The sequence below is a fragment of the Pseudoxanthomonas putridarboris genome (assembly GCF_038321125.1).
GTDB lineage: Bacteria > Pseudomonadota > Gammaproteobacteria > Xanthomonadales > Xanthomonadaceae > Pseudoxanthomonas_A > Pseudoxanthomonas_A putridarboris.
Window position 1 is genome coordinate 677,322 of the sequence record NZ_JBBWWT010000001.1, and the last position, 21,192, is coordinate 698,513.

20 protein-coding genes are annotated in these 21,192 nt (G+C 67.1%); 9 read left to right on the forward strand and 11 right to left on the reverse strand.

Going from position 1 to position 21,192, the window contains the following annotated elements:
- The first annotated feature begins 426 nt into the window (after nt 1-426).
- Complete coding sequence (locus tag AAD027_RS02955) at nt 427-693, forward strand: hypothetical protein (protein ID WP_341724507.1); 267 nt, start codon at nt 427-429, stop codon at nt 691-693.
- 7 nt (nt 694-700) lie between these two features.
- Here AAD027_RS02955 and AAD027_RS02960 read toward each other — a convergent pair whose 3' ends face one another.
- From AAD027_RS02960 to AAD027_RS02975, 4 genes are all read right to left on the reverse strand, one after another.
- Nucleotides 701-2,323, reverse strand: a complete 1,623-nt coding sequence (locus AAD027_RS02960) for an ABC-F family ATP-binding cassette domain-containing protein (RefSeq protein WP_341724508.1) — start codon at nt 2,321-2,323, stop codon at nt 701-703.
- A 163-nt stretch (nt 2,324-2,486) separates the two neighbouring features.
- Entirely contained in the window at nt 2,487-3,836 is a 1,350-nt protein-coding gene (locus AAD027_RS02965) for a sensor histidine kinase (protein WP_341724509.1), read from the reverse strand.
- Nucleotides 3,833-4,573, reverse strand: coding sequence for a response regulator (locus AAD027_RS02970; protein WP_341724510.1), 741 nt, complete (start codon nt 4,571-4,573; stop codon nt 3,833-3,835). Before AAD027_RS02970 ends, AAD027_RS02965 begins: the two co-directional genes overlap by 4 nt.
- Before the next feature lie 94 nt (nt 4,574-4,667).
- Nucleotides 4,668-5,465 (reverse strand): alpha/beta fold hydrolase, encoded by a 798-nt coding sequence (locus tag AAD027_RS02975; RefSeq protein ID WP_341724511.1) that lies wholly within the window; start codon nt 5,463-5,465, stop codon nt 4,668-4,670.
- Between the two features lie 280 nt (nt 5,466-5,745).
- Between AAD027_RS02975 and AAD027_RS02980 the strand changes: the two genes are divergently transcribed.
- From AAD027_RS02980 to AAD027_RS03010, 7 genes are all read left to right on the forward strand, one after another.
- Nucleotides 5,746-5,874, forward strand: coding sequence for a hypothetical protein (locus tag AAD027_RS02980; RefSeq protein ID WP_341724512.1), 129 nt, complete (start codon nt 5,746-5,748; stop codon nt 5,872-5,874).
- A 109-nt stretch (nt 5,875-5,983) separates the two neighbouring features.
- Nucleotides 5,984-7,321, forward strand: a complete 1,338-nt coding sequence (locus AAD027_RS02985) for an epoxide hydrolase family protein (RefSeq protein WP_341724513.1) — start codon at nt 5,984-5,986, stop codon at nt 7,319-7,321.
- A gap of 35 nt (nt 7,322-7,356) precedes the next feature.
- Complete coding sequence (locus tag AAD027_RS02990) at nt 7,357-8,370, forward strand: alpha/beta fold hydrolase (RefSeq protein ID WP_341724514.1); 1,014 nt, start codon at nt 7,357-7,359, stop codon at nt 8,368-8,370.
- Between the two features lie 16 nt (nt 8,371-8,386).
- A complete protein-coding gene (locus AAD027_RS02995) occupies nt 8,387-8,890 on the forward strand; it encodes a cytochrome P460 family protein (RefSeq protein WP_341724515.1) in 504 nt (167 codons plus the stop codon).
- A 36-nt stretch (nt 8,891-8,926) separates the two neighbouring features.
- A complete protein-coding gene (locus AAD027_RS03000; RefSeq protein ID WP_341724516.1) occupies nt 8,927-9,343 on the forward strand; it encodes an organic hydroperoxide resistance protein in 417 nt (138 codons plus the stop codon).
- 148 nt (nt 9,344-9,491) lie between these two features.
- Complete coding sequence (locus AAD027_RS03005; RefSeq protein WP_341724517.1) at nt 9,492-10,181, forward strand: cytochrome c biogenesis CcdA family protein; 690 nt, start codon at nt 9,492-9,494, stop codon at nt 10,179-10,181.
- Between the two features lie 2 nt (nt 10,182-10,183).
- Nucleotides 10,184-10,741: a thioredoxin family protein gene (locus AAD027_RS03010; RefSeq protein WP_341724518.1), complete on the forward strand. Its 558-nt coding sequence runs from the start codon at nt 10,184-10,186 to the stop codon at nt 10,739-10,741.
- A gap of 120 nt (nt 10,742-10,861) precedes the next feature.
- On the opposite strand, the gene AAD027_RS03015 is transcribed toward AAD027_RS03010, so the two are convergent.
- Nucleotides 10,862-11,614 (reverse strand): SDR family oxidoreductase, encoded by a 753-nt coding sequence (locus AAD027_RS03015; RefSeq protein ID WP_341724519.1) that lies wholly within the window; start codon nt 11,612-11,614, stop codon nt 10,862-10,864.
- Nucleotides 11,615-11,715: 101 nt separating this feature from the next.
- On the opposite strand from AAD027_RS03015, the gene AAD027_RS03020 reads away from it, so the two are divergent.
- Nucleotides 11,716-12,612, forward strand: coding sequence for an AraC family transcriptional regulator (locus AAD027_RS03020; protein WP_341724520.1), 897 nt, complete (start codon nt 11,716-11,718; stop codon nt 12,610-12,612).
- Between the two features lie 38 nt (nt 12,613-12,650).
- Here the strand turns inward: AAD027_RS03020 and AAD027_RS03025 are convergent, their stop codons facing one another.
- The 6 genes from AAD027_RS03025 to AAD027_RS03050 all read right to left on the reverse strand — a co-directional run bounded on the left by AAD027_RS03025 (nt 12,651) and on the right by AAD027_RS03050 (nt 21,151).
- Nucleotides 12,651-13,064 (reverse strand): HAD-IA family hydrolase, encoded by a 414-nt coding sequence (locus tag AAD027_RS03025; RefSeq protein ID WP_341724521.1) that lies wholly within the window; start codon nt 13,062-13,064, stop codon nt 12,651-12,653.
- Between the two features lie 9 nt (nt 13,065-13,073).
- Complete coding sequence (locus tag AAD027_RS03030; RefSeq protein WP_341724522.1) at nt 13,074-14,384, reverse strand: ComEC/Rec2 family competence protein; 1,311 nt, start codon at nt 14,382-14,384, stop codon at nt 13,074-13,076.
- A 1-nt stretch (nt 14,385) separates the two neighbouring features.
- Nucleotides 14,386-15,993, reverse strand: a complete 1,608-nt coding sequence (locus tag AAD027_RS03035) for an alkaline phosphatase D family protein (RefSeq protein WP_341724523.1) — start codon at nt 15,991-15,993, stop codon at nt 14,386-14,388.
- Nucleotides 15,994-16,066: 73 nt separating this feature from the next.
- Complete coding sequence (locus AAD027_RS03040) at nt 16,067-19,435, reverse strand: TonB-dependent receptor domain-containing protein (protein WP_341724524.1); 3,369 nt, start codon at nt 19,433-19,435, stop codon at nt 16,067-16,069.
- An 89-nt stretch (nt 19,436-19,524) separates the two neighbouring features.
- On the reverse strand, nt 19,525-20,508 hold the full coding sequence (locus AAD027_RS03045) for a FecR family protein (protein ID WP_341724525.1): 984 nt from the start codon (nt 20,506-20,508) through the stop codon (nt 19,525-19,527).
- On the reverse strand, nt 20,483-21,151 hold the full coding sequence (locus tag AAD027_RS03050; RefSeq protein WP_341724526.1) for an RNA polymerase sigma factor: 669 nt from the start codon (nt 21,149-21,151) through the stop codon (nt 20,483-20,485). Before AAD027_RS03050 ends, AAD027_RS03045 begins: the two co-directional genes overlap by 26 nt.
- Nucleotides 21,152-21,192 lie beyond the last annotated feature (41 nt).

The following is a 21,192-nucleotide window of genomic DNA, read 5'->3' on the forward strand; positions in this document are numbered from 1 at the left end:
TCCGTCCCAGTCTGCGGGCGACATCGGCGGCCGAGTGGGAACCGTCCGCCATCTCCCTGAGCGTTCTTATCTCGTCAGGAGTCCAGGGCTTTCCCGCGTTGATCGGTCTTCTTCCCATTGCGTTTCCGCCGGATATCGTGTCCGTCGAGTCTCGCGCCATCGGCCGCGGGCGATCAACCGGATCGGCGCGCATCGACATGACGGCGCGACATAAGTCCATAACCAACCGGCCGCGGATTCCGACCCATCTTTAACCACCGTCTAACCGCATCTGGTGCACTTTCTTCTCCGTCCATCCGACGACTTACTTTCCGTACGGCGGGATGGTTTCCTGCCAGGCGTTGTCGCCGGCCGGTCGCGGCTCGCACGATCCAGCGCCGCTTGGCGCCTGGCAGGCCATGACAGGATCACGATGAGGATTACGAGATGCCCACGCCTTCCTTCAAGACGCGAGAAGATCTTGACGGCATGATCGCCGAGCTCGATGGCAAGCTCGAAACGCTGTACCGGAACGCGGACAACGTGACCCGCCCGGAGATATGGGCCAACCTGACCAACGCCACGTTGAAGCTGGTCGCCCCGGACGACCAGGACTACGCCTACGAACGCCTGTATGCCCTCTTCAAGGCGCACCAGGCATCTTCGTCCACGCCGCGACGCACGGCAGTCGAGGAAGTTCCGACGACCGGGTGAGCTGCCATCACCCAACCTCCCGCAGCATGCCGCCGGAGAGCCGCAGCCTGCGCGTCAGTCCCAGGGCATCGAGGAAGGATTCATCGTGACTGACCACGACCAGCGCGCCCTCGTAGGCGTTCAAGGCTTGCTCCAACTGGGCCACGGATGCCAGGTCGAGATTGTTGGTCGGCTCGTCCAGCAGCAACAGTTGCGGGGCCGGCTCGGCGTGCAGGATGCACAGCAGCGTGGCCCGGAGCCTTTCGCCACCGGACAGCGCGCCGACCGGCAGGTCGCGGCGCGATCCCCGGAACTGCAGGCGCGCCAGTAACCGGGCGCGTTCCGGCGCCGGCATGGCGGGCGCGGAATCGGCGAAGTTCTCCGCCACCGTACGCGCGGGATCCAGCAGGTCGAGCCGCTGCGGCAAGCCGGCGACGCGGAGGTTCGCGCGACGGACGGTGCCTTCGTCCGGGTCCTGCTGGCCCGCCAGGATCCGCAGCAACGTCGTCTTGCCCACGCCATTGCCGCCGATCAAGGCGATGCGCTCGGGCCCGCGTATCGTCAGCGACACGCCGTCCGCGCCGAACAACGCACGCTCGCCCAGCGACACTCGCAGGCCATCGCCGTGGAAGATCACCCGGTCGCCAGGCACCCGCGTCGCGGGCAGCGAGAAGTCCATGTCGACGACGTCTTCCAGCGCTTGCGAAGCCTCGAGAAGCTGCAGGCGTACGTCGGCCAACCGCCCCGCATGCACCTCGTCGGTCCTGCCCGCGCTCACCTGCGCCGAACGCTTCCGGTTGCCCGCGACGATCCGCGGCATGCCGCCGTCGGCAAAGCGGCGGGAGGCCGTTCCCGCGCGGCGGTCGGCGCGTTCGCGCGCCTGCTGCCGCTCGCGCTGCTCCCGCTGCACTTCGCCGCGCAGATGGCGCACACGCTGCTCTGCGGCCCGCTGCTCCTCCTCGACGGCCTGCCGATGGAAATCGAATCCCCCGCCATACACACGTAGAGTGGACGGCCTGAGCACGGCGATCTGTTCCATGCCCTCCAACAGCTCGCGATCATGGCTGGCCACCAGCAGGCAACCCTGCCATCCCGCCAGCACTTCGCGCAGCCGCTGCCGCGCCTCGCGGTCGAGGTGATTGGTGGGTTCATCGAGCAGCAGCACGTCCGGGCGTCGCAGCAGTCTGGCCGCGAGCGCCAGACTCATCGCCTCGCCGCCGCTGAATGTCGACAAGCGCCGCTGCAAGGACACTTCGCCCAATCCCAGACGCACGAGCAACGTGGCTACCCGCTCGCGCAGATCCCAGTGGCCGTCGATCGTGTCGAAGTCCGATGCGGTCGCTTCACCGGCCAGCACCGCCTCCAGCGCGCGCAAGCGCCGGGCCACGCCGAGCACGTCGGCCACGCTTGCTTGCGCGTCCAGCGACGCGTGCTGCGGCAGGTAGGCGAGCGTTCCCTGCGTTTCGATGCGACCTGCCGAGGGTTGGAGTTGCCCGGCCAGCAGTTTCAACAAGGTGCTCTTGCCCGCGCCGTTGGGCGCGACCAGGCCGGTGCGCGAAGCGCCGAGGGAAAAAGAAAGACCATCCAGGACGGGCGTGCCGTCCGGCCAGGAAAACGAAAGTTGCGAGACGCGGATGCGTGCGTCGGTCATGCGGGATTCCTCCATCACGGACCCGGCCGGGCTCGGAAGCCGGCGAGGCGGGACACCCGTCGAGACGCGCGCTGCCATCGGCAGCGCTGCGGGGACGATCGGGATCTATGAGGAAACCGTGTTGCTCACATGTCCGGGGGAATCTCCTTCAACGAGCGGTAGTTTAGCGCTCCGCGCCGGGAACAGGCTGAGCGGCCGCCAACGCCACCGTGGCGCGCAGCCCGCCGCCTTCGCGATTGCTCAGTCGCAGCGTGCCGCCCAGCGCCTGCGCCAGTTGCTGCGCGATCGCCAGTCCCAGCCCCGTGCCGCCGCTGCTGCGGCTGCGCGAAGACTCCAGCCGGTGGAACGGCTGCATCACCGCTTCCAGCTGATCCTCGGGAATGCCGGGACCCCGATCCAGCACGTCGATGCACACGCGGCCATCGGGCTCGACACGCAACGCGGTTTCGGCGCCGCCGCCATAGGCCAACGCGTTGTCGATCAGGTTCTGCACGACGCGGCGCAGGACCTGGGGGTGCGTCTGCAGCGAGGCGTGGTCGCCTTCGATGTGCCGCACCGGCTTGCCGGTATCCTGATAGTCGCCCACCACGCTGTCGAGGAAGGAAGGCAGGTCCAGGCGTACCGAGGGTCCCATGGCGACATTGGTGCTGCGGGCGTAGCTGACGCCTTCGCGCACCAGTTGACTGATCTGGCCGACATCGTCCAGCAAGCGTGCGTGCGCCGGACTTTCCTCCATGGACTCCAGGCGCAGGCGCATGCGGGTGATCGGGGTCTGCAAGTCGTGCGAGATCGCGGCCAGGATCTGCATGCGTTCGGTGACGTGCGCGGACACGCGCGACTGCAAGGCATTGAGTGCGCGTGCGGCCTTCGCCACCTCGATGGGGCCCTCCTGCGACAGCGGCGGGCCTGCCTGCGCGGGATCCAGCCGCTCGGCGGCCTCGGCCAAGCGCGCCAGCGGCCGCGTCGCCAGCCGCACCGCCAGCCAGGCGCACGCCAGCAGCAAGGCCACCTGCGCGGCCAGCATCCACGGCAACCAGCGCGCGAGCGGCAGCAGCGACGGCGTGACTTCGATGGTCAGGGGATGTCCGTCGGCCAGCGTCAGTTCCACTTCGTACCGCTCGGGCGATGCGGAAACGGCGCGCGGACGCAGCGGGTAGCGATGCCGCAGCGAGCCATCGATCAGCGCCGTCACCTGCCGCGCGCGGTCGCTGGCCAGGGGCGTTCCCGGTTGCGCCGGACGCAGCAGATAGCGGTACGTGCGGCGTTCCAGTTGCGGAAGCCACTGCTTTCGCTCCGCGGGAGGCAGGTGTTCGAGCAAGGCCACGCTCAGGGGAACGTCCTGCTCCAGGTTGGTCAACATCATCGAGCGCGTGGCGGTCGCGCGTTCGTGGAACAGCAGGGCGAACGACAGCGCGTGCGCCAGCAGCAACCCGGCCGCCAGGATCATCAACAGGCGAGCGGCCAGCGTGCGCGGCAACAGGCGGAAACGCGGCGGGGTCGTCTCCCGGCTCATGCCCCGTCCCCGATCAACGTGACCGGCTGGCAGAACACGTAGCCTTCGCTGCGCACGGTCTTGATGTACGTCTGCTCGCGTGCGCCATCGCCCAAGCGCTGCCGCAACCGGCTGACCAGCAGGTCGATGGAGCGATCGAACACTTCCGCATCGCGGCCCTGCGTCAGGTTGAGCAACTGGTCGCGGCTCAGCACGCGCTGGGGATGGTCCACGAAGACACGCAGCAAGCGGAACTCGGCGCCGCTGAGCGGATAGGCGGTGCCGTCCTCGTCCAGCAGGTGGCGTGCGGTGGTATCCAGCTTCCAATGACCGAAACCGATCAGCCGTGCCGCCTCGCTCACCTGCAGGTTCGGCGGCAGCATGCGCGCGCGACGGATGACCGCGTTGATGCGCGCCAGCAGTTCGCGCGAGGAAAAGGGCTTGATGACGTAGTCGTCCGCGCCCATTTCCAGGCCGACGATGCGGTCGGTCTCGTCATCGCGGGCGGTGAGCATGACCACCGGCACCGCGCGATGCTTGCCCGCGCGCAGGTTGCGGCACAACGACAGGCCGTCTTCGCCGGGCATCATCACGTCCAGCACGATCAGATCGACGTCGCTGGTGTCCAGCGCCGCACGCATTTCGCGGCCGTCCGCCGCCAGCGAGACACGCAAGCCATTCCGGCGCAGGTAGTCGCCGACCATCTGGCGGATGTCGCGGTCGTCGTCGACGACCAGGACATGATCGGTATGGGACATCGTTGCTCTCCGGTTGCGCGGACCTGCGGGCCGTCGTGGGCCGCGGTTTGGATGTTAGCGCGAGCGCGTGCGCCCAGGCGTCGGCGTGCTTCGATCAACCGCCATTAGAGCCGGGAGCCGGTTCCGATAGTTTGAGACCAGCAGCTTCCAGAATGGTATCGCTCACTTCGTGCGGGGCCGACAACGGCGATGCGTGCCCCGCATCGACCGACCGCCACTCGGCGCCGATGCGCCGCGCGGTCGCCACCTGCAATTCAGGCGAGAGCATACGGTCCTTGCGCGAAACGACATACCAGCTGGGCAGCGAACGCCATGCGGCGACGGCGACGCGCTCGGACAGCGCGTCCGCCTTCAGCGGAAGCTGGTGCGCGTAGGCGGCCCGCACCTGTGCCGGCTTGAGGTCCTGCGCGAAATCGCTGGCCATGGTCTGCTCCGAAAGCGACAGGAAACCCGCACGTTCCACCAGCTTCTGCAGACCGGGCGCGACGGGGAAGCGTTCGCCCTGCTGCGCGGAGTTCTCGCCCGCATCCGGCGCGAAGGCGGCCACATACACCAGCGCCTTCACCTTGGGGTCGCGACCGGCTTGCGTGATCACGGTGCCGCCCCAGGAATGCCCCACCAGCACGACCTTGCCTGGCGCGGCGGCGATGGCGCGCCGGGTCGCGGCCACGTCGTCTTCGAGCGAGGTCAGTGGATTGTCCACCGCCACCACCGGCACGCCACGCATCCGCAAACGCGCGGCCACCTTGTCCCAGCTGGAGGCATCGGCAAAGGCGCCATGCACCAGGACGACGGTCGGGGCATCCGGATCGACGGGGCGCGCGCGCGCCTGCGCGGCGGCGGGAAGCGCGGCGGCGGCCATCAGCATGGCCAGCAGGGGGAAGCGCAGCATGGTGAAGCTCCGGTTGGACGGGGAGCGCCATTGCAGCCTTCCGCTGTGTCGGCGCCTTGTCGGCGGGCGACCGGCTTCGTATCCCAACGCGTCGCCACGGGCCGCGCGTACATTCCGATACAAACCCGCGCCGTTTGTAAGCGTGTGTATCGGAAGGCACGTCCGCGTGGTTCGCTGACAAATCCGCGGGTTCCCCGACACGCGGGCGACGAGCCCGCGGCGTGCAATGGCCCCATCGCCAACGGCTCCCCCGCCGGTATGACCCCTCGAAGGAAACGCCATGCACCCTGTCCTGCGCTCACAGAAAGTCGCCCTCGTCTTCGGTGGCTCCGGAAGAAGGGCTGCACCGGTCGCCTACCCGGCCGGCGATGAAGCCGGCTACATGGCCGGCGCCGGCCTGACCGTCTGACGGCCGGCCGGCCGATCCGACACGACGCGGCGCTTCCCGCCGCGTTCCCTTTCCTCCCTCCCCCTGGTCGCGCCATGTCGCGTGCGCCTGCCACCCCAAGGAGTTCTTCATGTCGTCTTTCAACCCCAACGAGACCATCGACTTCCAGCGCCGGCGGCTGATCGGATCGACCGCGCTGGCCGCGGCATCCGTCGGCGTGCTGAACCTGCTGCCCGCCGTCGCCGTCCAGGCCATGGAGAACCATGGCGGCAACGGCGGCAGTGGCATCCGCCCCTTCCAGGTGCACGTGGCCGAGCGCGACCTGCAGGACCTGCGTCGGCGCGTGCAAGCCACGCGCTGGCCGGATCGCGAACTCGTCGCCGACGAATCACAAGGCCTGCAGCTGGCCACGTTGCAGGCCCTGGTGAACTACTGGGGCGGCGACTACGACTGGCGCAGGCTGGAAGCCAGGCTCAACCGCCTGCCGCAGTTCATCACCACCATCGACAGCGTGGATATCCATTTCATCCACGTGCGCTCCCGGCATCGCAACGCATTGCCGGTGATCCTGACGCACGGCTGGCCCGGCTCCATCCTGGAGTTCGTCGACACCATCGAGCCCCTGACGAATCCGACGGCATTCGGCGGTCGTGCCGAGGATGCGTTCGACGTCGTCATCCCTTCCATCCCCGGTTACGGCTTCTCGGGCCGCCCGGCCGAGTTGGGCTGGGGACCGGATCGTGTCGGACGTGCGTGGGACGTACTGATGCGACGCCTCGGCTACGACCACTACGTGTCGCAGGGAGGCGACCACGGTTCGGTGATCTCCGACGTGATGGGCCGGCAAGCGCCGTCGGGCCTTCGGGGCATCCATCTGACCATGCCGGCGACGGTCCCCGACGAGTTGGTCGGCGCGATCAACAGCGGCGCGGCGGCGCCGGCCGGGTTGACCCAGGTCGAGCGGACCGCCTTCGTGACGCTGAGCCGCTTCTTCGGTCGCAACGCCGCCTACGGCGCGATGATGGTCACGCGGCCGCAGACGATCGGGTATGCCCTGAACGATTCGCCGGTCGGCCTGGCGGCATGGATGTACGACAAGATCGCGCAGTGGACCGATAGCGACGGCGTGCCGGAAAACGTGCTCGGGCGCGATGCCATCCTGGACGACATCAGCCTGTACTGGCTCACCGGCACCGCGACCTCGGCCGGCCGGTTCTACTGGGAAAACAACAACAACAACTTCAGCGCCGTTGCGCAGAAGACCGATCAGATCACCGTGCCGGTCGCGGTATCGGTGTTCCCGGGCGAGATCTATCGCGCGCCGCGCAGCTGGACCGAACGCGCCTATCCGACCCTCTACTACTTCAACGAAGTCGACAAGGGCGGCCATTTCGCCGCCTGGGAACAACCGCAGTTGTTCAGCGCCGAACTTCGCGCGGCCTTCCGGCCTTTGCGCGGGACCGCGTGAGCCCCGCAGCCCCCTTCCCAACAAGGAGAACATCCATGCAACCGATCAAGTACCGTTTCACCCGGCTGGCGCCCTGGCTGCTGGCCGTGCAATGCGCACTGGCCGGCGTGGCAAGCGCCGCATCGCCAGCCACGCACGCCGGCACTCCGCTACCCCTGGTCGCGGACAAGCGGATCGACGCCGGCGATCTGAACATCGGCTATGCCGAGCTGGGTCCATCGCGCGGCGAGGTCGTCATCCTGCTGCACGGATGGCCGTACGACATCAACAGTTACGCGGAGGTGGCGCCGCAACTGGCGGCCCGCGGCTATCGCGTCATCGTGCCGCACCTGCGCGGCTACGGCAGCACGCGCTTCCGCTCCGCGGACACGCCGCGCAACGGCGAGCCGGCGGCGCTGGCGTCGGACGTCATCGCCCTGATGGATGCCCTGAAGATCCAGCGCGCCACCATCGCCGGCTTCGACTGGGGCGCGCGGTCGGCCGGCATCGTGGCGGCGCTGTGGCCGGAGCGGGTCGAGGCGCTCGTGTCGGTCAGCGGTTATCTCATCAGCAGCCAGGAAGCCGGCAAGACGCCCTTGCCGCCGCAAGCCGAGCTGCAGTGGTGGTACCAGTACTACTTCGCCACCGATCGCGGCCGCGCCGGCTACGCGCAATACACGCACGACTTCGCCAAGCAGATCTGGCAACTCGCATCGCCGCAATGGAAGTTCGACGACGCCACTTTCGACCGCAGCGCCGCGGCGCTGGACAACCCCGACCACGTGGCCATCGTGGTGCACAACTATCGCTGGCGCCTGGGCCTGGCCGAGGGAGAACCGAAGTACGCGGCGCTGGAGCAGCGCCTGGCGCAAGCACCGGCGATCACCGTGCCGACGATCACCATCGAAGGCGACGCCAACGGCGCACCGCATCCGTTGCCGGCGGCCTACGCCGCCAAGTTCACCGGCAAGTACGAGCACCGCACCTTCACCGGCGGCGTCGGCCACAACCCGCCGCAGGAAGCGCCGCGCGAGTTCGCGCAAGCGGTGATCGACGCCACCCGCCTGTGATCCGGGGAGCCCTGCCATGAAACCCATGCACGCTGTCGCATTGTTGGTCGCCGTCGCCGCCGTCGCGCTGATCGCCACCGCGCGCGGTGGCGAGGAACCGCCTCCGGCCGCGCCCGTCTTCGGGGTTACGCTGCCCGACGGGTATCGCGACTGGCCGCTCATCGCTCCGGCGCAGGAGGCCGCGCCCTTCGACGAACTGCGCGCGGTCGTCGGCAATGCGGTGGCGATGCGCGCGTTCCGCGACCACCAGCGCCCCTTTCCCGATGGCACCGTCCTGGTCAAGCGGGCCTGGAAACGCGTGCCGTCACCGGACTTCGCTTCGGCTTCCATTCCCGGCGGCGCCACCACCGTGCAGGTGATGGTGAAGGACTCCAGACGCTACGCCGCCACCGGCGGCTGGGGCTACGGGCGCTTCATCGACGGCCAGCCCGTGGACGAGGCGCAGCACCGCACCTGCCATGCCTGCCACGCCGCGCGCGTGAAGGACCGCGACTACGTTTTCACCCACCTGGCGCCGTAACCGCCAGATTTTTTCCCTCACTCCAAGGAAACTTCCATGACTGCTCTCGACAAGATCCTCTACACCGGCAAGACCCACACCGTCGGCGGCCGCGAAGGCCACGCGCGCAGCGACGACGGCCAACTCGACGTCGCTCTGGCGCCGCCGGGCAGCGGCCGCCCCGGCACCAACCCGGAACAATTGTTCGCCGCCGGCTGGTCGGCCTGTTTCGAAGGCGCGATGGGACTGGCTGCCCGCAAGTTCAGGATCGCGATTCCGGCGGATGCGGCCATCGATGCCGAAATCGACCTGGGCCTGGTGGGCGACGGCTACCAGTTGCAGGCACGCCTGAACGTCTCGCTGCCGGGTCTGCCGCGCGAACAGGCGCAGGCCCTGATCGACGAGGCGCATCGCACGTGTCCGTATTCCAAGGCCACGCGCGGCAACATCGACGTGCAGATCCTTTTGGCGTGACGCCCCCCTTGTAGCGCAGTGTCGCCACAGCCGCAGTCCCTACTTCCGGTTACAAAACTCCTTCATCGGCACACAACCCGGTGACATCCGGGCGGTGGAATGGCCATCCATCCACCGCATCGCACGCGCCCCCATGATCGAATTCGCATTGGCCATCGCCGCCGGCATGGCCACCATCCTCTCCCCGTGCATCCTGCCCATCCTGCCCATCGTGCTGGCCACCGGCACCGGCCGTCGCCGCGAGGATCCGCTGCTGGTGATCGCCGGCTTCGTGGCGACTTTCGCGGCCGGCGGGATAGCGATCGGCGTCCTCTCGGCATCGTCGGGCGCATTGCAGGGCATCATCCGCAGCGCGTCCATCGTGGTGCTGCTGATCGCCGGCCTGGCATGTTTCTGGTCGGCGCCCTTCGACTGGGCCGTCGATCGGATGCGCCGGTGGCGCGCGCGCCGCGCCACGGTCGCGACACATCGACTTCCGATGGGCGGCCGGATCGGCGCTTTCCTGATCGGCGCTTCGCTGGGCCTGGCATGGACGCCCTGCGCCGGCCCCGTGCTCGCCTCGGTGTTGTCGCTGGCCGCAAGCGCACAGGCGCCGGCCCGAGCGACCGCCCTGCTGGGGCTTTATGCGCTGGGTGCCGGCATTCCGATGCTGCTCGTCGCCTATGGCGGCCATTGGGTGACGTCGCGCCTGGTGTTCCTCCAGCGGCATGCCGGCTCGCTGCGTCGCCTCTTCGGCGCATTGGCCGTCGCCGTGGCCGTTCTCCAACTGCTCCAGTACGACGTGTTGGCGTCGGCCTGGGCAACGCAGTGGCTCCCCTCCGTTTCGCAAGGACTATGACCATGAAACTGATCAAACCCGCCATCACACTCCTGGCCGCCTGCCTGTTCGCCTCCGCCTGTTCGCCGAGCGTGGCCGCCGATCCGGTCCAACCCACCCACACCTCGCCCGCGCCGGTCGCGCCGGAGTTCAAAGGCATCGGCCAGTGGCTCAATGGCCCGCCGCTGACGCTGCAAGAACTGCGCGGGAAAGTGGTGCTGGTGGAGTTCTGGACCTATTCCTGCATCAACTGCATCCGTGTGCTCCCGCATACCAAGGCATGGGATGCAAAGTACCGCGACCAGGGCCTGGTGGTGGTCGGCGTGCACACGCCCGAATACGGGTACGAAAAGCGGCTGTCGAACCTGCAAGCCGCGGTGAAGCGGTTCGGCATCGCCTATCCCGTCGCGCAGGACAACGACTATCGCACCTGGAACGCCTACGGCAACCGGTACTGGCCCGCGCTGTACCTGATCGATCAGGAAGGCCGCATCGTCTACCAGCATTTCGGGGAAGGCGAGTACGAGACGACCGAAGCGAGGATCCGGCAACTGCTGTCGGCGAAGCGCGTCGCCGAATGACGGCGCCGGCTCGCGAGCTGGAAGGCGGGAAGAGACAAGAGCGTGCTTGATCATGGAGGGATCCTCATGGGGTAGCGGAGTGCGGCGTCCGCAAGCGCGGATCGCCGCACTCGCGCGGACTCAAGAGAGCGGGCGCTTTTCCGCCAGTGCCACGGCGTCCGCACCGGCCGGAAAGTGCAGTCGATCCGAGACGTCATTGGCGGCACGCCAGACGCCTTCGGCCACGTCGGTTTCCTTGGTGAAGGCCGCGACCCTGGCGAACCCGGCAAACACGTCGTGGGCGAACGCCTCGTAGGCTTCCGGAATCAGGCCCTGCATCCGCTGCTGGCCGTTGGCGGTGAAGCTGGTCGAGGGGCCGTAGCCAGGTTCCACCAGCTTGACCCGTACGCCGAAGGCCCGGAGTTCGTGCTGCAGCGAGGCGGTGAATCCCTCGATGGCGGTTTTGCTGGCCGTATAGGCGGCAACGAGCGGGAAGGGCGCCAGGGTGGCGCTGGAGGTCACGTTCACGATGGTGCCGGCCCGGCGCTCGCGGAACCGGGGGATGACGGCCTGGCACATGGCCATTGCGCCGAAGGTGTTGGTTTCGAAGACCTCGTGCACGGTGGACATGGGCGTGGCCTCGAAGGCGCCGAACAGGCCGATGCCGGCGTTGTTCACGAGCACGTCAAGGGGACCGGCGGCCTCGAGGGCGCGCGCGATGCTGTCGGCCCGGGTGACATCCAGTGCCAGGACGCGCAGGTTGCCGGAGGCGGGGAGCAGACCCTCCCGCGGGGTGCGCATGGTGGCGATGACCTGCCAGCCTTGTGCGAGGAAGTAGCGGGCGGTCTCCAGGCCATAGCCGGACGAGCAGCCGGTGATCAATACGGTCTTCATTTCGTGCTCCGAGGTGTGGGTTGACTCGGAGGGAACGATAAGTCGGCATCGCCGGATTATCGATGGTATAAAATCCGCAATTATTTAGCGAACGTCCGAATGTGAGCGACCCGCTTTCCGAGGTAGTCCGGCTCCTCCATCCCCGTGCCGTCTTTGCCAACGTCATCAGCGGCAAGGGCAATTGGGCCGTGCGCTACGCCGAGTACGGACAGCCCGGTTTCTGCATCGTGCTTGAAGGCCGTTGCCTGCTGGCAGTTGACGGGCACGAGCCGATCGCCATCGCCGCGGGCGATTTCGTCCTGCTGCCGACCACGCCGCCCTTCACCCTCTCCAGCTTCGTGCCTGCGCCGCCGGTCTTCATCGATCCCAAGGTCGTTCCCGGCGGCGACGGGGAACGACGCCATGGCGAACAGGAAGGTCCACCGGACATGCGGTCGCTGGGGGGCGCCTTCCTGTTCGACAGCGCCGATTCGGGGCTTCTGGTTTCCCTGCTGCCGGAGGTCGTCCATGTACGAGGATCCCAGCGGCTCATCCAGTTGGTCCAGATGGTGGGCGAGGAATACGCGGACCAGAAGCCAGGCCACGACTTCATGCTCTCCCGGCTGGTCGAAATGTTGCTCATCGAGGCCATGCGTTCGAGCACGGCCGGCAGTGCCCCTCCCGGCATGCTGCGCGGCCTGGGCGATGAAAGACTGGCGCTCGCCTTGAAGCAAATGCACGCCCGCATCGATCGCCCATGGACGGTGGCCCAGCTCGCGAAGGCAGCCGCTCTCTCACGCTCCACTTTCTTCGAGCGCTTCACGCGGACCGTGGGCGTGCCGCCGATGGAATATCTGCTCGCATGGCGCATGGAGATCGCCAAGGATCTGCTCAGGCGCGACGGACTGAATGTCTCGGAAGTGGCGGAGCGGGTCGGATACGGGTCCACGAGCACATTCAGCGTCGCTTTCAGCAGGCACGTGGGACGACCGCCGAGCCGATATGCACGGACCGGATAAGCGGCCGCCGCGATCTCCCTGACCGGATTCGCCTCCTTTCAAGCGCCAATCGGCGTGAAGCGCCCGTCCGTCTCCTCGATGACCTCCAACCCGGTGTAGTCGCGGGCACTGAGGTGCCGTCCTGCATCCACCGGGTGCGCGTGAGCGGAGGTGATGACAAGTACCCTGGCCCCGGCGGCTTCCTTCGCCAGGATCCCGGCCGGCGCATCCTCGAACACCAGACACTCGCCCGGCAGGACGCCAAGACGCGCCGCGGCCAATACGTATCCCTCGGGGGACGGCTTTCCGCTTGCCACGTCGCCGCCATCCGCAGAGAGCGCTTCAACCGAGCCGAGAAGAGAGGGAGCGCAAGCTACCCGCAGGAGCCGCCTGCGCACGCTGCAGGCCGGTCGGCAACCCACCGGGTCGAAGAGGTGGAGAGGAAAATCCGGCGCTTGGGACGCGAGCGCCACCGTGCTCGATCAATTCGACGCGTACGGCCCGAACACCGCCTTGACCCGCATCTCTTCGTCGTCGTCGTCCAGCACGAAGACGCGGTAGCTCGCTCCGCCGGCAGCCACGCGGATGACCACATGGCCCTGCGTACTCTTCGCGGTTTCCTCGATGCCGTACGTGGTCGCGGCGGTGGCCGGAGCAACGTTGGTGACGAAAATGTCGCGCTCGCCCGGCCACACGTCCTTCGAGGTCATGTGCTTCCACGCGTTGATGGCCGGATGGCCTTCGGCACGCGAAGTGACGACGATGACGCGCGGCTTCAGGTTGCCGAGCAGGCCGATGCTGTTCGCGTCCCAGCTTCCATGATGGTTGGCCTTCATCGCATCCACCGCGCCGGCCGCCAGCGCCACCGGCGTTTCGACATTCTTCCACGCCGGTGGGTCGAAGGCGGTTTCCGCATCGTTGTTGGAAAGGTCGCCTCCATGGAAATAGTCGAACTTGCCGTAGCTCACTCGGAACACGAGGCTCAGGGTGTTCTCGATGGGATAGTCGGCCGGCGCGAGGTCCCTTACCGACGGGAACAGGCTGCGCGTTCCGCTGTCCTTGCCCGTCCACACGACACCGTTGGTGTAGATGTTGCGAATCTCGAAGTCTGGATACGACCCGGCATCGTGCAGCAGCTTGATCTGGTCGTTGCGACCCGGCTGGAACCGCTCGACCTCCAGGCCCTGGCGCACGATCTGCCAATCGAGGAACTTCCGGTAGTTGTCCACCGTGGGGTTCTTGATCGGCGCAGGATAGTCGTAGGTCGGCCAGCCGCGGTCGATGATCTTCGCCACGTGCAGGTGCTCGGCCACTTCGGTGATGCCGCTCAATTGGTACGCGCCATTCGGCGCAAGCGGCGAATCCGGCACGATCGCGCCCATGTGATCGCCATGGAAATGCGAGAGCATGAAGTAGTCGAGTTGCCGCCGCGACCGCTCCGGCAACGCGCGGCTGGACAACACGCGCTGCACATAGCGGGCCACCCACGTGCCCGGCGGATGCGAGGCGTCCGGCTTGGTCGGCAGCGAGAACGGCGCTTGCTCCACGGTCTTGCCGCTGGCATCGGAAAGCAGGCTGGTGCCGTCGGGCAGGAGCAAGAACACCGCGTCGCCGCGGCCGGTATTGATGTGGTGGATGTCCAGTTCGCCCTTGCTCCATGCGGGCAGCGATTTGCCTACTTCGGGCGCGACTATGCCGGCCTGCGCATCGGACGTGCTGTTCTTCGCGGCCGCGTTCGCCGCGAGCAGCGCCGCCAGGAACAGCATGGAAAGCATCGGGAACTTCGTCTTCATCTCAGGCCTTGTGCAATTTCGGTCGATCCGGGGTGACGACGAAGCTGGCGCGGGTGCGCAGTTCGCCTCCCTTGCGCTGCACCTGGTCCATCGCCTTCACGTCGGTGCGCCATTCCTTCGCGCCGATCTCGTACAGGTGGTAGCCGCGCAGGTTGTCGCACAGCTTCAGGAAGGGATTGTCGGCGTCCAGGAAGCGCTTCACGCTCGGCGAATCCAGCCCGCCGTCGCCATTGGATGAAATCGACGTGGCGAGGAATTCGGTCGCCGCCGCCGGGCCGTCCGGCTCGTCGTCGCGCAACGGGACCTCGCCCACGGCGTTCATGTGCGCATCGCCGGTGGCGATCACCACATTGGTCAGCTTCCTGTCGGTGATGGACTTGACCAGGCGCTGGCGCGAATCGGGATAGCCATCCCACTTGTCCTCGAAGGAACTGCGGATGGTTCCGTCCGGATTCTTCGCCTTCAGCGGCATCACGAATACCTGCTGCGCGATCAGGTTCCAGCGCGCGTCGTTGCGCAGGCCTTCGTCCAGCCAGGCTTCCTGCTGCGCACCGAGGATGCTGGAACCCTTGCCGGCCTCGAACCTGCACTTCGGCGACAGCGGGTCGCTGCAGGCTTGGTTGGCGCGGTGGCTGCGCGTGTCCAGCACGTGCATGCGCAGCAGATTGCCGAAATCGAGGCGGCGGAAATAGCGCGTGCCGCCATCGGTGCGCGGGAATTGCGCACGGCGCACCGGCAGGTTCTCGTACCAGGCCTGCATGGCCACGAACTTGCGCAGGGCGAACACTTCCGGCGGCTTCCGGTCCTGGTCCCACTCGCCGCCCCAGTCGTTGTCGGTTTCGTGGTCGTCGAAGGACATGATGAAGGCCGCGGCCGCGTGCGCCGCCTGCAGATCGGGATCGCTCTTGTATTGGGCGTAGCGGCGGCGGTAGTCGTCGAGGGTATAGATCTCGTCGCCGAAATGGTCGCGTTCGGCGACCAGGTCGCCGGCGGCATCGTAGGTCGGGAACTTGTCCTTGTTGCGGCCGGCCGGGCCTTCGTAGATGTAGTCGCCGTAGTGGAACACGGCGTCCAGGTCGTTCTCCTCGCTCAGGTGGCGATACGCGTCGAACCAGCCCTGGTAATAGGCCTGGCAGCCGGCCACGGCGATGCGCGCGCGCTTCGGGACGTCGTTGGCCGCGGGCGCGGTACGCACCCTGCCGGTCGGGCTGGCATCCGCGCCCTCGACGAGGAAGCGATACCAGTACGTGCGCGCCGGCTTCAGCCCTTCGAGTTCGACATGCACGCTGTGGCCGAGTTCGGGGAAGGCCAGTTCCTCGCCGCTGCGCACGGTACGCTTGAACCTGTCGTCCTCGGCCACTTCCCAGCGCACCGGCACGGCCACCATCGGCATGCCGCCGTGTTCGGCCAGCGGCCTGGGCGCCAGGCGCGTCCAGATCACGAAGCCGTCCGGCAGCGGATCGCCGGAAGCCACGCCTAGCGTGAAGGGATAGCCGTCCAGTTTCGGTGCGGCCAGCACCTTGTTGAACGGGGATACACCGGCGAACAGCGCCAGCGAACCGGCGCCGAGCAGGAACTTGCGGCGATCGAGCGATGCGAACTTGCCCATGGGCGACTTCTTCCTCCGGAAGCGCGAGAACCGGGCACGCCGCGAAGGCACGCCCGGCCGGTTGATGCCACGATCAGAAACGCGCGCGGATGCCGATGGACGCGCGACGGCCGCTGGTAATGTAGATCTGGCTGTGATGGCCGCTTTCGCCCAGGCCGACCGGACCGTTCGAGTAGACGGTGTGGCGGTTCTGGTTGAAGATGTTGTTGGCGCTGAAATACGCCTCCAGACCGAACCAGTTGTTCCTGGTCTTCTTGATGAAGGTGTAGGCGCCGGACATGTTCACTTCCAGGTAGTCGTCGAACGGCTGTTCCTGGTTGATCACATAGGAACCGTTGCCGTTGTTCACCGTCACGTTGGCGGTCGGGCCGCGATCCTTTTCGTCGCTCCACACGGCGTTGATGTTCAGGCGCACCGGGCCGTACTTCCAGCCAAGGCCGAAACCGGCCACCTGCTGGGCCACGCGCGACATCACCACCGACGGGTTGGTGTGGGTGTAGGAACCGCGCACGGTCAGGCCCTTCAACGCGCCCGGCAGGTAGTCCATGGCGTGGTTGAACTCGAACTCGTAGCCATTGACGCTGATGTCGCCGTCGCTGTTGGCCGTGGTGTTGACCAGGCTGATGTCCTCGTCGCCGCTGTAGCCGAATTCTTCGGCGCTCATCGTGGTGGCGTTGATCAGGTTCTTGATCTTGTTGTGGAACAGGCCGAAGGCCACCAGGCCGACCGGCTCGAAGTACTGCGTGGCGCGGATCGAGAAGTTGTCCGAGTATTCCGGCTTCAGGTTCGCGTTCGGCGCGGTGAGCACGTTGCCGTCTTCGGTGCCGTAGGCGATCGACCACACGCCGGCCAGGTCACCCACTTCCGGGCGCATGATGGTCTTGCTGTAACCGGCGTGGATGTCCAGGCCGTTGGTGACGCTGTACTTGAGCGAGGCGCTGGGGAAGAAGTCGTCGTAGCGGCCTTCGCTTTCCTTGCGCGGATTGGTGAGGTACTGGTACTTCAGTCCTTCGACGGTGGTGGCGCGACCGGTGGCGGCGTTGACCTGGTAACCGGCGGCGGCCGTTTCTTCCGGGCTCAGCGGGACGAAGTCATGGCCGATTTCCCTGGTCTGCTCCCAGCGGATGCCGGCCTGGCCCTTGAGCTTGTGGGTGAATTCCGCCGTGCCCATGAAGTAGAGCGAGGTGATCTTCTCGTCCATCTTGTTCACGTTGGCCACGTTGGCGTTGTACCACTGCGCCGGGGTTTCGCTGTGCACCCACTGTTCCGGGTTGGCCTGCATCATCTGGTAGATCTTGCGCAGGCTGTACACGTACAGGTCGCCGCCGCTCAAGGTGGTGATGTCCATGCCGGATTCGCCGGCGTGCCATTGGTTCGCGCTCTGCACCGCGCGCAGGAATTCGGCATTGGTGAGCGGGCCATCGTAGGTGTAGATGTTGGCGTCGGAGGTGTTGCCGAACTCGTAAGCGGCCCTGGTGGCCTTCATGCCGGTCTTCCAGGTCACCGGCACGTTGCCGATGTCCTGGTAGAACTCGAAGTTCAGGCTGCCGCCGCGATAGTCCAGGTCGGCGGTGCTGCCGCTGGTGGTGCGGATCGACGGTCGGCTCGAAGCGCCGAGCGCGCCGCTGTACGAACCGAGGGTGAAGGCATCCGGGCTGGCCCAGTCGATGCCGTCGATTTGCCGGATGTTCCAGTCCTGGTGCATCCAGTCGCTGCGCGAGGCGCTGTAGTTGCCCTTCGCGTTCAGCGCGTTGAGCAGGGTGGACACCATGCCTTTCTTGCCGGAATCGTAGCGGCTGGTCGAGTTGGCCGAGAACAGGTTGCCGTCCAGCTTGAAGTTCTCGTTCTGCCACACGAAGCTCGGCACGAAGTTGCGCGAATAGCCGACCTTGTAGGTGTACGTGTGGGCCAAGGCCAGCGTGTTGGTGCTCGCCGGGAAATGCGTGGTCCAATCCAGCGACGGGTCGCCTTCATGCGGATTGGCCGCGGTGGCGCGCCCATTGGTCAGGGTCGGGGTGATGGTGTTCGGGTCGATGTCGCCGCGGCCCACGTTCGCGGCCAGCGACAGGATCAGCTCGTCGGTGGCCTTGAAGTCGGCGCTGAACGACGCGACGCGACGGTTGTATTCGCGGTCGTAGCCGGCGGCGGCGATCGAGGTCACCGCGTAGGGATACGGGCTGGCCGCGGTAGCCACGTAGTTGCGGCCGGAGGTGATCTGCGTTTGTTCCACCAGGCTCGTCGTGCTGCTGATGCCGGCGGCGATGCCGAGGCGGTTGTCCAGGAACACGTCCGAGTAGGTGATCGAGCTGCTGGGCAGCCACTTGCTGTCGTAGCCGCCTTCCATCCAGCCGGTGTTCTTGCTGTCCCACAGGCCGGAATGGGTGTTGCCGCCCAGCGAAACCGTGATGCGGCGGCCCTTGGCGTCGAAGGCCTTCTTGGTGCGGATGTCGATGGTGCCGGCCGGCGCGTTGGCGTCCATGTCGGCGCTGGTGGTCTTGTTGATGCTGATCGAATCCACGCCGGCCAGCGCGCTCTGCTCGAAGCTGAAGGTACGCGAGCTGGACGAGTTGGCGTCGATGCCCGGCAGGCTCACGCCGTTGAGGGTGACGCCGGTGTACTTGGCCGGCAGGCCGCGCAGACTGATGTTGCGCGGGGCATCGTCGGCCACGACGTCGAAATCCACGCCCGGCATGTACTTCAGGAATTCGCCCGGGTTGCCGTCGCCGATTTCGCCGAAGCTGTCGGCCGACAGGGTATTGGTGATGTTCATCGAGGCGCGCTGTTCCATGATCGCGCGGGCGTCGCCTTCGCGCGTGCCCACCGCCTGCACGGTGTCCAGGGTGGCCGCGTCGCTGGCGCCGCCGACGGTGCTGAACAGTTCGAACACCGGCTCGCTGGTTTCGCCGGCGCGCACTTCCACTTCCTTCCGCACGGTGCCGAAGCCCGTGAACTCGACGGTCAGCACCTGGGTGCCGGTCGGCACGTCGTTGATGCGGAACTCGCCGCGTTCGCCGGAGGTGGCGACCTGGCGGCCGTCGATCTTCACGCGCGCATTGCGCAGGTACTCACCGGTCGCCGGGTCGAACACGCGGCCGAGGATGAATCCGCGGCCGGCCACCTGCCGTGCCGGCGCGGCGGACGCTTCGCGCAGGGTGATGACGTTGCCGTCGTCCGACTGGATCTCCAGGTTCGTGCCCACCAGCAGCTTGCGCAGGGCTTCGCGGGCATCCATTTCGCCGTTGACGGCCTGGGCCTGGATGCCTTGCAGGGCATCGGCGGGCGCCACGATCTGCAACTGCGCCTGGCGCGCCAATTCGGGAATGGCGTTCACCGCCGATTGCGCCGGCACGTTGAACTGGCGCTGCTGCGCCAGGGCTTGCGGCGCAGTGGCCAGCGCGGCGAGCACGGCACTGGCCAGCAGGAGTTGCCTGTGGTGGATCATCGGACTTTGCTCTCGATAAGCCGCGAGGAGATACGGCACTAAGAACAAAGAGACGCCGGCCTTGCGAATCCGCCATCGGTCACAAAAATTTAATCTGCACGCCCCACGACGACCCGGTTCCGCTCCTCCCGCACGTCGGTATCGAACACCTTGGCCACGGCACGCCCGAATCCGACCGGATTGTTGGCCGCGAACAGGCCCGTGATCGGCATCCTGGCCAGCTCGGGGTCGGCGATGACGATGCGGGTATCGCTGTAGCGGGCGAAGTCGGCGACGGCTTCGGCCAGGGTTTCGCCCTGGAAAGAGATCTTGCCTTCGCGCCAGGCCAGTCTGCTTTGCAACTGGTCCGGCGACAGCGATGCCGTCTGGACCTTGCCGTGCCTGTCCGGCAGCGAGAGATGGGTGTTCGCGGCCACGGTGGTCGACGTGGCCGCCAGTTCGACTTCACCGTCCTGCACGGTGACCTGGGCGGGCTGGCCGGCGAGCATGCGCACCACGAAGACGGCGGCGCTGGCATTCAGGCGGCGGCCGTCGACTTCCACCACCAGCGGCGGCGCCACGTGCGCGGCTTCGATGAAGACTTCCCCGCGTTTGACCTTGACCCGCAGCCGGCCCGCGTCGTCGTATACCTCGACCTTGCTGTCGGTGTTGAGGGTCAAGGCGGAACCGTCGGCCAGCGACACCCGGCGCATTTCCCCCTTGGTCGTGGCATAGGCGGTCGGCACCGGCACGCTGACGAACAGGAACACGGCCAGCAGCAACGACGCCGCCATGGCGCCGGACCATTGCAACAGGCGGCGGCGATGCGGGTCCCAGCGCCGCTGCGGAGGCGAGGCAACCGTTGCCGCGCGCGGCGCGGCATTCAATTCGCGCAACTGCCCGGTGCCGCGCAGGGACTCGGCTTGCAACCACAGCGCCTTGGCGCGCAACAGGGCGCCGCGGCGGCGCGCGTCGCCGGCCAGCCAGCGCTGCAGCCGTGCCTCGTCCTTCGCCGACAGCGGCGCACGATCCATCCGCGCGACCCAGTGCGCGGCGGTGCGTTCGATGTCACGACTGGTTTCGCGTCCGTCCATTGGTCTGTCTCAGGTCCCGCTCCAACTGCCTAGAGGTTCTGACAGGCAGGTTTCCGCCATTGGCGGCCCATTCTCCCAGCCAGCGGATGCCACGGGCGATGTGCTTTTCGACGGTGCTCTCGGAAAGGCCCATGCGAGTGGCGATTTCCCGCTGGGGCAGGTCGTGCACGCGGCGCAGGACGAAGGCTTCGCGAGTCCGGCCGGGCATGGACGCGATCGCCTCGGCCAGCAAGCGCAGCTCGTCGCGCTCGAGCGCGCTTTCTTCGGGGGTGGCGGCTCCGTCGGCGAATTCGACGCGGCCAAGGTCCTCCACGGCCAGGATCGGCACGATCCGCGCACGACGGATGTTGCGCACCACCAGCGATTGCGCCACCTGGAACAGGTAGGCGCGCGGGTTGTGGATGTCGTCGAGGCGCTCGCGTTCGGCCAGGATCGCGTAGCTCTCCTGGACGATGTCGTCCACGTCGAAGCCTGCGCTGTGCCGCCGCCCCAGCCAGGCGCGCAGGGCGGGCTCGTGCGGCAGGATGTGGTGCAGGAACCAGCGCGTCCTTTCCACGTCGTCGGGGAAACCTTCCACGGCTCCCCCCGTTCCAGTCAGATGAGACAAACGGCTTTCCCCGATACGCACCGCCCCGATGCGCAAGCATGCGATTCTGGCCGGGGGCGATTGCGCCCGCATTACAA

What these genes read in the sequence shown, in the direction of transcription:
- AAD027_RS02955 (WP_341724507.1), top strand. Translation starts at nt 427, where the DNA reads ATGCCCACGCCTTCCTTCAAGACGCGAGAAGATCTTGACGGCATGATC.
- AAD027_RS02960 (WP_341724508.1), bottom strand. Translation starts at nt 2,323, where the DNA reads ATGACCGACGCACGCATCCGCGTCTCGCAACTTTCGTTTTCCTGGCCG.
- AAD027_RS02965 (WP_341724509.1), bottom strand. Translation starts at nt 3,836, where the DNA reads ATGAGCCGGGAGACGACCCCGCCGCGTTTCCGCCTGTTGCCGCGCACG.
- AAD027_RS02970 (WP_341724510.1), bottom strand. Translation starts at nt 4,573, where the DNA reads ATGTCCCATACCGATCATGTCCTGGTCGTCGACGACGACCGCGACATC.
- AAD027_RS02975 (WP_341724511.1), bottom strand. Translation starts at nt 5,465, where the DNA reads ATGCTGCGCTTCCCCCTGCTGGCCATGCTGATGGCCGCCGCCGCGCTT.
- AAD027_RS02980 (WP_341724512.1), top strand. Translation starts at nt 5,746, where the DNA reads ATGCACCCTGTCCTGCGCTCACAGAAAGTCGCCCTCGTCTTCGGTGGC.
- AAD027_RS02985 (WP_341724513.1), top strand. Translation starts at nt 5,984, where the DNA reads ATGTCGTCTTTCAACCCCAACGAGACCATCGACTTCCAGCGCCGGCGG.
- AAD027_RS02990 (WP_341724514.1), top strand. Translation starts at nt 7,357, where the DNA reads ATGCAACCGATCAAGTACCGTTTCACCCGGCTGGCGCCCTGGCTGCTG.
- AAD027_RS02995 (WP_341724515.1), top strand. Translation starts at nt 8,387, where the DNA reads ATGAAACCCATGCACGCTGTCGCATTGTTGGTCGCCGTCGCCGCCGTC.
- AAD027_RS03000 (WP_341724516.1), top strand. Translation starts at nt 8,927, where the DNA reads ATGACTGCTCTCGACAAGATCCTCTACACCGGCAAGACCCACACCGTC.
- AAD027_RS03010 (WP_341724518.1), top strand. Translation starts at nt 10,184, where the DNA reads ATGAAACTGATCAAACCCGCCATCACACTCCTGGCCGCCTGCCTGTTC.
- AAD027_RS03015 (WP_341724519.1), bottom strand. Translation starts at nt 11,614, where the DNA reads ATGAAGACCGTATTGATCACCGGCTGCTCGTCCGGCTATGGCCTGGAG.
- AAD027_RS03030 (WP_341724522.1), bottom strand. Translation starts at nt 14,384, where the DNA reads ATGAAGACGAAGTTCCCGATGCTTTCCATGCTGTTCCTGGCGGCGCTG.
- AAD027_RS03035 (WP_341724523.1), bottom strand. Translation starts at nt 15,993, where the DNA reads ATGGGCAAGTTCGCATCGCTCGATCGCCGCAAGTTCCTGCTCGGCGCC.
- AAD027_RS03040 (WP_341724524.1), bottom strand. Translation starts at nt 19,435, where the DNA reads ATGATCCACCACAGGCAACTCCTGCTGGCCAGTGCCGTGCTCGCCGCG.
- AAD027_RS03045 (WP_341724525.1), bottom strand. Translation starts at nt 20,508, where the DNA reads ATGGACGGACGCGAAACCAGTCGTGACATCGAACGCACCGCCGCGCAC.